Raw genomic sequence first — 13588 nt, forward strand, 5'->3', positions numbered from 1 at the left:
ACCGTCGTTATGGCGGTCGTGCGCGGGCAGGCTTCGGCCTGGCCGAGTTTTGCTCTTGTTCCTCGGTTTCTCACCCCGCGCACGACTGCCACCCACAATCCGTGAGAAAGATTCAGGTGGCAGTTTCCTTAAGCCGAACAAGAGTTAGCTGCCATGAAAAAGCTCGTCCCCGATCCCCCACGCCGTAAACCCATCACCACCCCATTCTTCACCGTCCAATCCGACCTCTACCCACCCGACGCCCTCGCGCACGTCAGTGAACTACTGCGCGGCGTCATCGAAACCCTCGACGAACACTGCCGCGCCCGCGCCGGCGAACACGGCCTGAGCATGCTGAGCAATGCGATGTATGCCAGCGAAATCGCCTATTCGCTGGTAGAGCATGTGCACTCCCAGTTGTATGGTCAGCAGGCGGAGGGATGACGACATGGCGGATGAACCCAAAGTCCTCACCACCATCGGTGTGGAAACCTTCCTCGATGTAGGCAACCCGCCGATTGACCTGCTGCGGGTGCAGCCTGGGATTCCAATTGATGATGCCTACGAGCAGGTTTCGATACTGCTGGGCTATATCAAGCATCTGGTGCGCGAGGGCGATATGGACGATGACCACAAGCTGCTGGGCGCAGCGGACTACCTGAGTGCATTGGCCAAGGCGTTGATGAACGATATCGAACTGACCAAGAACCGCCTGCATTGACCTCCACGCTGGCAAGCCAGCTCCCTCAGGTATACCGCAGCCCTTGAGAGCGGCTGCCGTACCTGTGGAAGCCGGCTTGCCGGCGATAGGGCCTGCAGCGGCAACACACCTACCGGACATCAGTTTCGGAAATGGACTACATCTTTGGGCGCCATCTGCCTGTTAGGTTGCCCGGCCGATCAGTCCTCAGGGGTAACGCTCGCATGCCTTCGAACCATAGCCGTGTCAGCCTTTTCATCTGCTCTGTACTTTTCGCAGCAACCTCATTGGCAGACGCTCCCTCCCCCATCACCGCCGAAGCCGCCCGTACCATGGCCGCCGCAGCCGAACGCGCCGCCCGAGCCCAGGGCCAAGCCATCGTCATCAGCATCGTCGACAATCATGGCAACCTGAAGCACTTCCATCGCATGGACGGCACCAGCAGCGGCAGCATCCAGGTCGCGCAGCTAAAGGCCACGACCTCCGCCCGCTTCCCCCTGTCCTCACGCTCACTCGGCGAGCGCAGCGCCGCGTTGCCAGCCAACCCCTACGCGTCCTTGCCAGGCTTCACCCTGCTCGGCGGCGGCTTGCCGATCATGGATGCCAACGGCCAGCACATCGGCGGTATCGGCATAAGCGGTGCAACACCGGAACTGGACGCGGAATTTGCCCAGGCGGCGCTGGATGGCGCCGCTTGAGCACGTGGGCAATCAAGCGGCGCCGATGGGCAAGCCGCGCACGATATTCAACGCTGCACTGCTTTGCGCCACCGGCATGATTTCGATGGTGTTGATATTCACATGCGCAGGCTGCTCGGCAATCCAGGCGACCGTAGCGGCAATGTCTTCTGGCAGGATCGCCTCCACGTCACGGTAAAGCGCCTCAACCGCATCAAGGTCGCCCTTCAGGCGCACAACCGAGAAGTCGGTGCCCGAACACAGGCCGGGCTCGATGTTGCTCACCCGCACCCGGGTGCCTGCCAGGTCGGCGCGCAGGTTGAGGCTGAACTGACGCACAAACGCCTTGCTCGCGCCGTAGACGTTGCCGCCTGGGTAAGGATAGGTACCCGCAATCGAGCCGATGTTGATGATCATCCCGCAATCTGCTTCCACCATCTGCGGCAGGATCTTGTGGGTGACCATGGCCAGGCCGGTGATATTGGTGTCGATCATCCGCTGCCAGTTCTCGGCGCTGGACACCTGGGCGCGCTCTACGCCCAGCGCCAGCCCGGCATTGTTGACCAGCAGGTCGATCTGCAACGAAGCGTCGCGAATCTGCTCCACGGCCGCCTCGAGCGAAACCGCGTCGGTCACATCCAGCGCCAGCGGGATGAAGTTGACGCCCAGTTCACCTTCCAGTGCATGCAGCTTGTCCATGCGCCGAGCACCGCCGATAACGCGGTAGCCCTTACTGACCAGGGTGCGGCAGATGGCGCGGCCAAAGCCCGAGGAGGCGCCGGTTACGAATGCGGTTTTCATCAGGTTGTCTCCCTTCGAGAAATATCAGGCCAGGTACTTCACGCCCAGGCTGGTGAACAGGCACAGCATCGAGAACACCAGCGCCTTGCGGACGACCTCGTTGCCTTTGCGCAAAGCCAGGGCGCTGCCCATGTGGTTGCCGAGGATGTTGCAGGCCACCAGCGGCAGCGCCAGCAGGTAGACGACCTTGCCTGCCATGATGAAGGCCACCAGGGCGCCGATGTTCGAGGCGAAGTTGAAGGTCTTGGAGTTGGCCGAACTGGACACCAGGTCCATGCGCAGCAGGTAGTGAAAAGCGATGATGAACATGCTGCCGGTGCCTGGGCCGAAGAAGCCGTCATAGAAACCAATGGCCAGGCAGGTGAGCGGCACCACGGTGTAGAGCACCTGCGGCGAGAGCTCGCGCTCTTGCACTGGGCGATCCTTGGGGGTGAGGAAGATCAGGATGCCGAACGGGATGAGTGCCAGGATGATCTTGCCTACGGTTTCCTGGGAAATCGACACGATCAGGTGTGCCCCCAGGTAGGCGCCGAGCAGTGAGAAAGGCACGCCAACCAGGGCGACCTGCCAGACCATTCTGCTGTTGGCGAGGAAGTTGCGAATGGCCGCCAGCGTGCCCAGCGTGCTGACCAGTTTTTCCTGGCCGAGTGCCACCTGGGGCGGCATGCCCACCAGCAGAAAACCCGGCACCAGAAACAGCCCACCCCCTCCGGCAATGCTGTCGACGAAGCCGGCGATGAAGGCAATGGTGCCCAACAGCAAAATCGCCAGCAGCCAATGTTCCGCCCAGAAGGCACCTAACAGTTCCATAGCAGTTGTTCCTTGAATGTGGCGATTGCTCAGGAGAGCACTTCGTAGAGATGATCGGCGCGGGCGAAATGCACCCGGTTCAGGTCGTTGACCGCGAACAGGCGCAGCAGCCAGCGGTCGGCGCCATCGTTCTGTGGCTCGAAGCCATCGCGGGCGTGCAGCACGCGCTGGTTCTTGAAGATCATGAAGTCGCCCGGCAACAGCAGGTGTGGCTCGTCGAAACGGCGGGTTTCCAGCAGGCTGCGCAAGCTGGCCAGGGCCTGCTCGGCGCGCAGGTTCAGGCCGTGGGTGTTTTCGCTGTCGAAACGGCACAACCATTCGCCGGCATGACCGCGTACCAGCACGGGCAGTTCGGCGGTGCAGCGGCGGTTGCCGGTGAACGAGTCGGGGCGGCGGATTTCAAACTGCGCCACACTCAGTTCGCGCACGGTGGCCAAGGGCAATGCCGCTACGACAGCATCCAGGTTGACCAGGGTGGTGCTGATGCGCGGGTCGCAGCGCATGCCGAAGAAGGACAGGTATTCCGGGCAGCAAGACGTCGCGCCCAGCGGCTCGCTGGACAATGGCAGGTCCGGATTGTCGACATGGTAGGAAAAACGCAGGCGCGAACCATGCGAGCTCTTGTGGTTGGACGAGGTACGCGCCGGGATGACATGGCGGAACAGGCGACCGTCGTTTTCGCCCTCATAGACGATTGGGTTGATTCCCATCAGACACTGCATGGTCAGGCTGACCAGGCAGGCGACTGGCGTGCTGTGCGGGCTGAGTACGCCAGAGTACGGTGTGGGTGGCACATCCCGGTCGCGTGGGCAGTTGCGCACAATCATGCTGGTCAATTGCGGATCCTCGACAAACCCCCGGATCTGCTGGCACAGGGCCTTGCCCAGCACCTCTTGTGCCTGGTCCTTCAGTTGGGGGTAGAGCTCTTTGCTGGTCTCGAAGTCGAGAGGGGTGTTGTGCAGTAACGTTTGCCAGGCGCTCGAGACGACCCAGGGGAGGCGAATCTCAAGCGAGGCCTGGGCCTCGGCTGCTTGTTGCAGGTGTGCGCTTTCCATTTCGGGTGATATTCCATTGGCCATTCGGTGTCGTGCTTTGCCGGGCAGAGGCGGCAGACATTGTCTTATTTGAAGCCATTCGCATCTGGTCGATCGCTATCAGGGAAGCCGCTCACGCTTCCTCCGCATTACATCGACTCAATCATTGTAATTACAAAAATAAAATCGATTCAATTTATTTCTACTAACGATTACCCCGAAGATTGAATCGAACCAATCAACTTATTGATTTCAAAAGATTTCCTAACGAAACCGCAAAGGCACGCGGTCTAAGCGGCTGAAAGCGCGTGGTGATCCAGGCAATTTGCAGGCAGGCGAAACACGTCAATCGGGGCAAATTGCATGTAGGAAAACACAATTACTTCCATCGGAGCTTTCGTGCTAGGCTTCCGCGTTCTTGCAGCTTCTGGTGCCATTTCTATGTGGGTTCCTCACTACAGCGACCTGGCGCAGCCGGTCTACCTGATGATCGCCGACGCCCTCGAGCAGGACATCGGCAGCGGCCGGCTGTCGGCAGGCGAGCGCCTGCCGACGCTCAAGGACCTGGCCGAATCATTGAACGTGACGCCTGGCACAATCGGCCGGGCCTATGACGAAGCCGCCAAGCGCGGATTGGTAGTGGGCGAGGTCGGCCGCGGAACCTTCGTGCTTCAACAGCGGCCTTCGTCCCCCTCCCCGGCGCCAGCTATCCCAGCCACGCCTGGGCTGCGCCAGCACGAGAGTGGGCAGATCGACCTGTCGATCATCAAGCCAAACGACGCCCACATGACCGACTGGCTGCGTGGCGCCATCACCGAGCTGGCCGCTTCTCCCGACTTGGTTCAGGTGCTCGATTACGTGACCGAGGGTGGCCACACGACACACAAGCAGGCAGGCGCCGCCTGGATTCAACGCTGGCTGCCCGAGGCCCGCTGGCAGCAGGTAGTGCTGACATCAGGCGCCCAGCACGGCCTGCTGGTCGCCATCAGCAGCCTGTCGAACAGCGATGACGTGATCCTCTGCGAGTCATTCTGCTACCCCGGCATCATTTCCCTTGCCCACAGCCTGGGCAGACGGCTGCGCGGCGTGGCCATGGATGAACATGGCCTGATTCCCGAGGCGTTACGCGCGGCCTGTGAGGAGCACCACCCTTCCCTGCTGGTGTGCGTGACCACGCACCAGAACCCGACCAACTCGATCATGCCCCGTGAACGGCGCGAAGCCATCGCAGCGATTGCCCGCGAGTTCGACCTGTTCATCGTCGACGATGATATCTACGGGTTCCTCGAGCCGGAGCCGGACTACCAACCACTGGCGGCCTATGCACCGGAGCGCTCGGTGTACCTGACCAGCCTGTCCAAGAGTGTGCTGCCGGCGCTGCGTATCGGCTACTTGTATGCTCCGCCGCAAACCCTCTCGCGGCTTTCGTCGATGGTTCGCAGCAGTGTCTGGATGCCCTCGCCCTTGATGGCGCAACTGGCGAGCAATCTCATCAACAGCGGCATGGCCGATCAGTTGGTAAAGATTCAACAGGACGAAGCGGCCGCACGCCAGCAGATGGCGCGGGAAATCCTTGGCAAATATAAAATTCGCAGCCAGCTCAACAGCTTCCATCTCTGGCTTGAGCTGCCTGACCCTTGGACCAGCGATGAATTCGCCAACCTGGCGCGCAACAATGGCGTCACGGTGGTCAGTGGTAGCCAGTTCCTGCCCGAACGCAGCCCAGCCTCTTGCGGTGTGCGGATCGCGCTGATGACCCCGAGCCGCCAGGAACTGAGCTTTGCCTTGACCAAGCTCGCCAGCCTTCTGGATTCGCCAGAGCCCCGGCTGTTCTATTGAAGTGGCCTCCCAGGCCATTCGTCTCACGAAAAATCTTCATAAAAAAAGCCCATGGCATTTGCCTTGGGCTTTTTTACTGCGCGCTTCGTGCTGAATCAGAACGGAATGTCGTCATCAAAGCTGTCGAAGTCCGCCGCCGGCTGTGGCGCTGGCTGCTGCGGCGCCGGGCGCTGCTGAGCCTGTTGCGGGCGCGGAGCCTGCTGACGCTGAGGAGCCTGATTGTACTGTTGCTGCTGGCCACCCTGGTTGTAATTGTTGCCACCACCCTGGTTGTACTGGTCGCCGCCTTGCTGGTTCTGCGGACGACCGCCGAGCAGCTGCATGGTGCCCTGCATGTCGACGATGATTTCGGTGGTGTAACGCTTGATGCCGTCTTTTTCCCACTCGCGGGTCTGCAGTTTGCCTTCGATATACACCTGCGAACCTTTGCGCAGGTATTCGCCGGCGATTTCGGCAACCTTGCCGAACAGCGACACACGGTGCCACTCGGTACGCTCGACCTTCTGGCCCGACTGCTTGTCGGTCCACTGCTCGCTGGTGGCCAGGCTCAGGTTGGTCACGGCGTTACCGTTGGGCAGGTAGCGGACTTCGGGATCCTGGCCACAGGTGCCGACCAGAATGACTTTGTTAACCCCACGGGCCATAACGTTCTCCTAGGCTTCGCACGCCGAAGAGGCTGGGTTCACCAGTCGCTCGAGGGTCGCACGGTCCAAAATTTTCGTATCCAGTTTGATATAGATGGCGGCCTCTTCTGCCACCACCACAGCGTCGGTCACACCCGGCACAGCCATCAGACGTTCGACTAGCCCGGCTTCCCGGACGGCTTCAGGCGTCAGCGGCATGCGCAAGCTGGTCACATACGGCGGCTCGTTCATGCGCAAGGCCACGATCAGCCAGATGGCACACAACACCGCGGAGCCGAGGAACACAGTGCTCAGCCCGCCATGCTGGAACAACCAGCCACCGAGGATTCCGCCTAGCGCGGCGCCGAGGAACTGGCTGGTGGAATACACCCCCATCGCCGTCCCCTTGCCACCGGCAGGTGACACCTTGCTCACCAGCGAAGGCAGTGATGCCTCCAGCAGGTTGAATGCGGTAAAGAATACCACGGTGCCAATCACCAGTCCGCGCAAACCGTCAGCCCACTCCCAGAAGTATACCTCCGTGAGCAGCAGCACACTGACCGCACCCGCCAGTACGCGTTTCATCTTGCGCTTCTTTTCGCCGTAGATGATGAACGGGATCATTGCAAAAAATGAGATGAGCAACGCGGTCAGGTAGACCCACCAGTGCTGCTCCTTCGGCAGGCCGCCGCGTTCGACGAACGCCAGTGGCAGCGCGACGAAGCTGGCCATGAGGATGGCGTGGAGGATGAAGATCCCCACATCCAGGCGTAGAAGGTCCGGATGGCGTAGGGTCGGGCCGAGGGCCTGGCGCGCCACGCCCGATTCGCGGTGCTGCAAGGTGCTGTGTGTGTTGGGCACGACGAAGGCGATCAAGGCGATACCGACCAGGGCAAGTCCTGCCGTGGCAAGGAACAATCCTGACAAGCCAAAGGCACGCGTCAGCAAGGGGCCAATCACCATCGCCACCGCGAACGACAGGCCGATGCTCATGCCGATCATGGCCATGGCCTTGGTCCGGTGCTGCTCGCGGGTAAGGTCGGAGAGCAGCGCCATCACGGCGGCGGAAATTGCCCCGGCGCCTTGCAGGATGCGGCCGGCGATCACGCCCCAGATGGAATCGGCTTGTGCCGCCAGCACGCTGCCCAGGGCGAAGATCACCAAGCCCAGGTAGATGACCGGGCGCCGGCCGATACGGTCGGAAATCATCCCGAACGGGATCTGCAGAACAGCCTGGGTCAGGCCATAGGCGCCAATGGCCAGGCCGATCAGCGCGGGCGTGGCGCCGGCCAGGTCCATGCCGTAGGTGGCCAGCACCGGCAAGACCATGAACATGCCCAGCATACGAAAGGCAAAGACCAGGGCCAGGCCGCCAGCGGCGCGGGTTTCGCCGCCACTCATGCGCTCGTTGTGGGTGTCGTGCATGGATTAACCTCGTGTGAACCGGCGGCGATTCTATCAGTCCGACAGCTTGACGGCATCTACGCGACGCTTTGCCGCGTACTGGCAGGGCGCCGTATACTTCCTTGTTTATGCCCGCCGAGCGAGGCCGCAGTGGACAAGATCCTGATTCGTGGGGCACGTACCCACAACCTGAAGAACATCGACCTGACCCTGCCGCGCGACAAGCTGATCGTGATCACCGGCCTGTCCGGGTCCGGCAAGTCGTCGCTGGCGTTCGATACACTGTACGCCGAAGGCCAGCGACGCTATGTGGAATCGCTGTCGGCTTATGCCCGGCAATTCCTGTCGATGATGGAAAAGCCCGACGTCGACACCATCGAAGGCTTGTCGCCGGCCATTTCCATCGAGCAGAAGTCGACCTCGCACAACCCGCGTTCGACGGTCGGCACCATCACTGAGATCTACGACTACCTGCGCCTGCTCTATGCTCGCGTCGGTACGCCACGCTGCCCGGACCACGACATTCCGCTGGAAGCGCAAACGATCAGCCAGATGGTCGACCTGGTGCTGGAGCGGCCAGAGGGCAGCAAGCTGATGCTGCTGGCACCGGTGATTCGCGAGCGCAAGGGCGAGCACCTGGCCGTGTTCGACGAGCTGCGCGCTCAGGGCTTCGTGCGTGCGCGGGTCAACGGCAAGCTCTATGAGCTGGACGAACTGCCCAAGCTGGACAAGCAGAAAAAGCACAGTATCGACGTGGTGGTTGACCGCTTCAAGGTGCGCGCCGACCTGCAGCAGCGCCTGGCCGAATCGTTCGAGACCGCGCTCAAGCTGGCCGACGGCATTGCCCTGGTGGCGCCGATGGACGACGAAGAAGGCGACGAAACAATCTTTTCCGCACGCTTCGCATGCCCGATCTGCGGCCATGCGATCAGCGAGCTGGAGCCCAAACTGTTCTCCTTCAACAACCCAGCCGGCGCCTGCCCGACCTGTGATGGCCTGGGTGTGAAGCAGTTCTTCGACACCAAGCGCCTGGTCAACAGTGAGCTGACCTTGGCAGAAGGCGCGATCCGCGGCTGGGACCGGCGCAATGTCTATTACTTCCAAATGCTCGGCTCACTCGCCGCGCATTACGGCTTCAGCCTGGAGGAGCCGTTCGGCGAACTGTCGGCCGAACACCAGAAGGTGATCCTGCAAGGCAGCGGCAAGCAGAGCGTTGACTTCAAGTACCTGAACGATCGCGGCGACATCGTCAAGCGCTCGCATCCGTTCGAAGGCATCGTGCCGAACCTTGAGCGCCGCTACCGAGAGACCGAATCCGCCACCGTGCGCGAAGAGCTGGCCAAGTTCCTCGGCACCCAGCCCTGCCCCGATTGCCGTGGCACTCGCCTGCGCCGTGAGGCGCGGCATGTGTGGGTAGGCGAAAAAACCCTGCCGGCAGTCACCAACCTGCCTATCGGCGAGGCCAGCAACTATTTCGGCGAACTGACCCTTACTGGGCGGCGTGGCGAGATCGCTGCCAAGATCCTCAAGGAAATCTGCGAGCGTTTGCAGTTCCTGGTCAACGTCGGCCTCGATTACCTCACCCTCGACCGCAGCGCCGATACCCTTTCGGGCGGCGAAGCTCAGCGTATCCGCCTGGCCAGCCAGATTGGCGCCGGCCTGGTGGGCGTCATGTATATCCTTGATGAACCGTCCATCGGTCTTCATCAACGAGACAACGACCGCTTGCTGGCCACCCTCAATCACCTGCGCGACCTGGGCAACACGGTGATCGTGGTCGAGCATGACGAGGACGCTATTCGCCTGGCCGACTACGTCGTCGACATTGGCCCGGGTGCCGGTGTACACGGCGGCCAGATCGTTGCCGAGGGCACGCCGCAAGAGGTCATGGACCACCCTGATTCCCTGACCGGCAAATACCTGTCGGGGCGCAAGAAGATCGTCGTGCCGGCCAAGCGCACCCCGCGCGACAAGAAGTTGCAGCTCAAGCTCAAGGGCGCACGGGGCAACAACCTGCAGAACGTCGACCTGGAGATCCCGATCGGCCTGCTCACCTGCGTGACCGGGGTATCCGGTTCGGGCAAGTCGACGCTCATCAACAACACCCTGTTCCCGCTCGCCGCCACCGCGCTGAACGGTGCAAGCAGCCTGGAGGCCGCGCCGCACAGCAGCATGGATGGCCTGCAGCACCTGGACAAGGTGGTCGATATCGACCAGAGCCCGATCGGCCGCACGCCGCGTTCGAATCCGGCTACCTATACCGGCATCTTCACCCCGATTCGCGAACTGTTCTCCGGCGTGCCGGAATCGCGCTCACGCGGCTATGGCCCGGGGCGTTTCTCGTTCAACGTCAAGGGTGGCCGCTGCGAGGCCTGCCAGGGTGACGGCTTGATCAAGGTGGAGATGCACTTCCTGCCGGACATCTACGTGCCATGCGACGTGTGCAAGAGCAAGCGTTACAATCGCGAAACCTTGGAGATCAAGTACAAGGGCAAGAACATCCACGAGGTGCTGGAAATGACCATCGAGGATGCCCGCGATTTCTTCGACGCGGTACCTGCCTTGGCCCGCAAGCTGCAGACCCTGATGGATGTAGGCCTGTCGTACATCAAGCTGGGGCAGTCGGCGACCACCCTCTCGGGCGGCGAGGCGCAGCGGGTGAAGCTGTCTCGCGAGCTGTCCAAGCGCGATACGGGCAAGACCCTCTACATCCTCGACGAACCTACCACCGGCCTGCACTTTGCCGACATCCAGCAACTGCTCGACGTGCTGCACCGCCTGCGGGACCACGGTAACACCGTGGTGGTGATCGAGCACAACCTGGATGTGATCAAGACTGCCGACTGGCTGGTGGACCTGGGGCCTGAGGGTGGTTCCAAAGGTGGGCAAATCATTGCCAGCGGCACGCCGGAAGAGCTGACCAAGATGAAGCAGTCCTACACCGGGCACTACCTGAAGCCATTGCTGGAGCGTGACCGGGCCTGATCGGCCTGTGGATTAAAAAAGCCCCTGGTACCTAAGGTGCCAGGGGCTTTTTCATGGCTTGTGGATAACTTACATCTGCGACTGCAGGTAGTTTTCCAGGCCGATGGCCTTGATCAGACCTTGCTGCTTCTCAAGCCAGTAAGTGTGATCTTCCTCGGTATCGGCCAGTTGCGCACGCAGGATGTCGCGGCTGATGTAGTCCTTGTGCAGTTCGCACAGTTCGATGCCTTTGCACAGCGCGGCACGCACCTTGTACTCGAGCTTGAGGTCGGCCTCGATCATTTCCGGCACGGTGCTGCCTACTTCCAGGTCGTCCGCGCGCATGTCCGGGGTACCTTCGAGCATCAGGATACGGCGCATCAGCGCATCGGCGTGCTGCGTCTCTTCTTCCATCTCGTGGTTGATACGCTCAAAGAGCTTGGACAGGCCCCAGTCTTCATACATACGCGAGTGAATGAAGTACTGGTCGCGTGCTGCCAGTTCGCCCTTCAGCAACGTGACGAGGTAGTTGATTACGTCCGGGTGACCTTGCATCGCCCTGCTTCTCCCTGTGGAAACTTCAATACCGCATAGTGTGAACCAGGTTTTCGTCGCGGTCACTCAAAAACGCGCAATTAGAAGCAAAAAAACGGTTAAACAGTAGTGATATTCATTGAAAAACCGCCCAAATGAGGGCGGTTCTTCTTATCACTTCGACTTAGACGAGATTCAGCCCCAATGCCTTGGCGATACCATCGCCGTATGCGGGATCGGCCTTGAAGAAGTACTGCAACTGCCGCTGGATCACGTCTTCGCTGACACCGGCCATGGTGCCGGCGATGTTATTGATCAACAGCGCCTTCTGCTCCTCGCTCATCAGGCGGAACAGCGCGCCGGCATGGCTGTAGTAGTCATCGTCTTCACGGTGGTCATAGCGGTCGGCCGAACCGTTGAGGGCCAAGGCAGGTTCCGCGTGGCGAGGCGACTGCTTGGGCGCACCGGCGTAGCTGTTTGGCTCGTAGTTCGGCGCGCTGCCATAGCTGCCGGTAGCCATCGAACCGTCGCGCTGGTAGCTGTTGACCGGGCAACGCGGGGCGTTGACGGGCAACTGCTGATGGTTGGTACCCACCCGATAGCGATGGGCATCGGCGTAAGCGAACACGCGGCCTTGCAGCATGCGGTCGGGCGACAGGCCTACACCTGGCACCATGTTGCTTGGGCCGAATGCAGCTTGCTCGACTTCGGCGAAGTAGTTGAGGGGGTTGCGGTTGAGCTCCAGCACACCTACTTCGATCAGCGGGTACTCCTTCTGAGACCAGGTCTTGGTCACGTCGAACGGGTTCTCGTTGCGGCTGGCCGCTTCGGCTTCGCTCATGACCTGGATGCACACGGTCCAGCGCGGGAAGTCGGCACGCTCGATGGCTTCGAACAGGTCGCGCTGGGCGTAGTCTGGGTCAGTGCCTGCCAGGCGCGCAGCCTCGGCCGGAGCCAGGTTCTTGATGCCTTGCTGGGTCTTGAAGTGCCATTTGACCCAGGTGCGCGCGCCTTGTGCGTTGATCAGGCTGTATGTGTGGCTACCAAAGCCATGCATGTGGCGGTAGCCATCCGGAATGCCCCGGTCGGAGAACAAGATAGTCACCTGGTGCAGCGCCTCAGGCGAGTGCGACCAGAAGTCCCACATCATCTGGGCATCTTTCAGGTTGCTTTGCGGGTGGCGCTTCTGGGTGTGGATAAAGTCCGGGAATTTGAGCGGGTCACGAATGAAGAACACCGGCGTGTTGTTGCCGACGATGTCCCAGTTGCCTTCTTCGGTATAGAACTTCACGGCGAAGCCACGCGGGTCACGCTCGGTATCGGCCGAACCGCGTTCGCCACCTACAGTGGAAAAGCGCAGGAAGGTATCGGTCTGCTTGCCAACATGTTCGAAAAGCCTGGCACTGGTGTATTCAGTGATGTCACGGGTAACGGTGAATGTACCGTAGGCACCCGAGCCTTTGGCGTGCACCCGGCGCTCAGGGATGTTTTCGCGGTTGAAGTGAGCGAGCTTCTCGATCAGGTGGAAGTCGTCGAGCAGCAGCGGGCCGCGCGGGCCGGCGGAGCGGGAGTTCTGGTTGTCAGCTACAGGTGCACCGCTGGCGGTGGTCAGTATCTTGCTCATGGGCTCTCCTTATCGTTCTTCAGGTACCGGCTATCGGCTTGAAGAAGAGTATCGGCGAGCAAGGTCGCACAAACAAATTCATTGATTGACTTGAATCAATAGAAACAAACAATAAATACAGACACAAAAAACCGGGCACTAGGCCCGGTTCTTTGTAGCAGACAGAACGTCTTACTCAGCAGCTTCTACAGCACCGCCGACCGGACGATCAACCAGCTCGACGTACGCCATAGGCGCGTTGTCGCCAGCGCGGAAACCGCACTTCAGGATGCGCAGGTAGCCGCCCTGACGGGTGGCGTAACGCTTGCCCAGGTCGTTGAACAGTTTGCCAACAGCGGACTTCGAACGGGTACGATCGAAGGCCAGACGGCGGTTAGCAACGCTGTCTTCCTTGGCCAGGGTGATCAGCGGCTCGGCAACGCGGCGCAGTTCCTTGGCTTTCGGCAGGGTGGTTTTGATCAGCTCGTGCTCGATCAGCGACACTGCCATGTTCTGGAACATAGCCTTGCGGTGAGAGCTGGTACGGCTCAGGTGACGTCCACTTTTACGATGACGCATGATTCATTCCTTACCAAACACTACGTTCGGTGATTACGACG

Annotated in this window: 13 protein-coding genes; 5 read left to right on the plus strand and 8 right to left on the minus strand. The window is 60.9% G+C overall.

The features are described from left to right. Positions 1-153: 153 nt before the first annotated feature. From KU43P_RS24340 to KU43P_RS24350, 3 genes are all read left to right on the plus strand, one after another. Entirely contained in the window at positions 154-423 is a 270-nt protein-coding gene (locus tag KU43P_RS24340; RefSeq protein WP_317660046.1) for a hypothetical protein, read from the plus strand. A gap of 4 nt (positions 424-427) precedes the next feature. Further along, the gene (locus KU43P_RS24345; protein ID WP_317660047.1) at positions 428-700 is read left to right on the plus strand and encodes a DUF3077 domain-containing protein; all 273 of its coding nucleotides are present in this window, start codon (positions 428-430) and stop codon (positions 698-700) included. 266 nt (positions 701-966) lie between these two features. Further along, positions 967-1377, plus strand: coding sequence for a GlcG/HbpS family heme-binding protein (locus tag KU43P_RS24350; protein WP_317660048.1), 411 nt, complete (start codon positions 967-969; stop codon positions 1375-1377). Between the two features lie 12 nt (positions 1378-1389). Here KU43P_RS24350 and KU43P_RS24355 read toward each other — a convergent pair whose 3' ends face one another. From KU43P_RS24355 to KU43P_RS24365, 3 genes are read right to left on the minus strand one after another with little or no spacing between them, the layout of a single operon-like run. Beyond that, positions 1390-2157, minus strand: coding sequence for an SDR family NAD(P)-dependent oxidoreductase (locus tag KU43P_RS24355; RefSeq protein ID WP_317660049.1), 768 nt, complete (start codon positions 2155-2157; stop codon positions 1390-1392). A 24-nt stretch (positions 2158-2181) separates the two neighbouring features. Further along, positions 2182-2967 carry a sulfite exporter TauE/SafE family protein gene (locus KU43P_RS24360; protein ID WP_317660050.1) on the minus strand — a complete coding sequence of 262 codons (786 nt, stop codon included), beginning with the start codon at positions 2965-2967 and terminating at the stop codon, positions 2182-2184. 29 nt (positions 2968-2996) lie between these two features. Further along, the gene (locus KU43P_RS24365) at positions 2997-4022 is read right to left on the minus strand and encodes a TauD/TfdA family dioxygenase (protein ID WP_317660051.1); all 1026 of its coding nucleotides are present in this window, start codon (positions 4020-4022) and stop codon (positions 2997-2999) included. A 420-nt stretch (positions 4023-4442) separates the two neighbouring features. Here KU43P_RS24365 and KU43P_RS24370 point away from each other — a divergent pair, with 420 nt between their 5' ends. Beyond that, the gene (locus KU43P_RS24370; RefSeq protein WP_317660052.1) at positions 4443-5840 is read left to right on the plus strand and encodes a PLP-dependent aminotransferase family protein; all 1398 of its coding nucleotides are present in this window, start codon (positions 4443-4445) and stop codon (positions 5838-5840) included. Positions 5841-5935: 95 nt separating this feature from the next. On the opposite strand, the gene KU43P_RS24375 is transcribed toward KU43P_RS24370, so the two are convergent. Together KU43P_RS24375 and KU43P_RS24380 are read right to left on the minus strand one after the other, a co-directional pair. Then, the gene (locus KU43P_RS24375; protein ID WP_317660053.1) at positions 5936-6484 is read right to left on the minus strand and encodes a single-stranded DNA-binding protein; all 549 of its coding nucleotides are present in this window, start codon (positions 6482-6484) and stop codon (positions 5936-5938) included. 9 nt (positions 6485-6493) lie between these two features. Next, positions 6494-7888 (minus strand): MFS transporter, encoded by a 1395-nt coding sequence (locus KU43P_RS24380; RefSeq protein ID WP_317660054.1) that lies wholly within the window; start codon positions 7886-7888, stop codon positions 6494-6496. 129 nt (positions 7889-8017) lie between these two features. Here KU43P_RS24380 and uvrA point away from each other — a divergent pair, with 129 nt between their 5' ends. Beyond that, the gene (gene uvrA, locus KU43P_RS24385; protein WP_317660055.1) at positions 8018-10852 is read left to right on the plus strand and encodes an excinuclease ABC subunit UvrA; all 2835 of its coding nucleotides are present in this window, start codon (positions 8018-8020) and stop codon (positions 10850-10852) included. 69 nt (positions 10853-10921) lie between these two features. On the opposite strand, the gene bfr is transcribed toward uvrA, so the two are convergent. The 3 genes from bfr to rplQ all read right to left on the minus strand — a co-directional run bounded on the left by bfr (position 10922) and on the right by rplQ (position 13547). Continuing rightward, on the minus strand, positions 10922-11386 hold the full coding sequence (bfr, locus tag KU43P_RS24390) for a bacterioferritin (protein ID WP_016393397.1): 465 nt from the start codon (positions 11384-11386) through the stop codon (positions 10922-10924). A gap of 163 nt (positions 11387-11549) precedes the next feature. Further along, positions 11550-12989 (minus strand): catalase, encoded by a 1440-nt coding sequence (locus KU43P_RS24395; protein WP_317660056.1) that lies wholly within the window; start codon positions 12987-12989, stop codon positions 11550-11552. Positions 12990-13160: 171 nt separating this feature from the next. After that, complete coding sequence (gene rplQ, locus KU43P_RS24400) at positions 13161-13547, minus strand: 50S ribosomal protein L17 (protein ID WP_003255451.1); 387 nt, start codon at positions 13545-13547, stop codon at positions 13161-13163. Positions 13548-13588: the final 41 nt, after the last annotated feature.

This window comes from Pseudomonas sp. KU43P (assembly GCF_033095865.1).
GTDB lineage: Bacteria > Pseudomonadota > Gammaproteobacteria > Pseudomonadales > Pseudomonadaceae > Aquipseudomonas.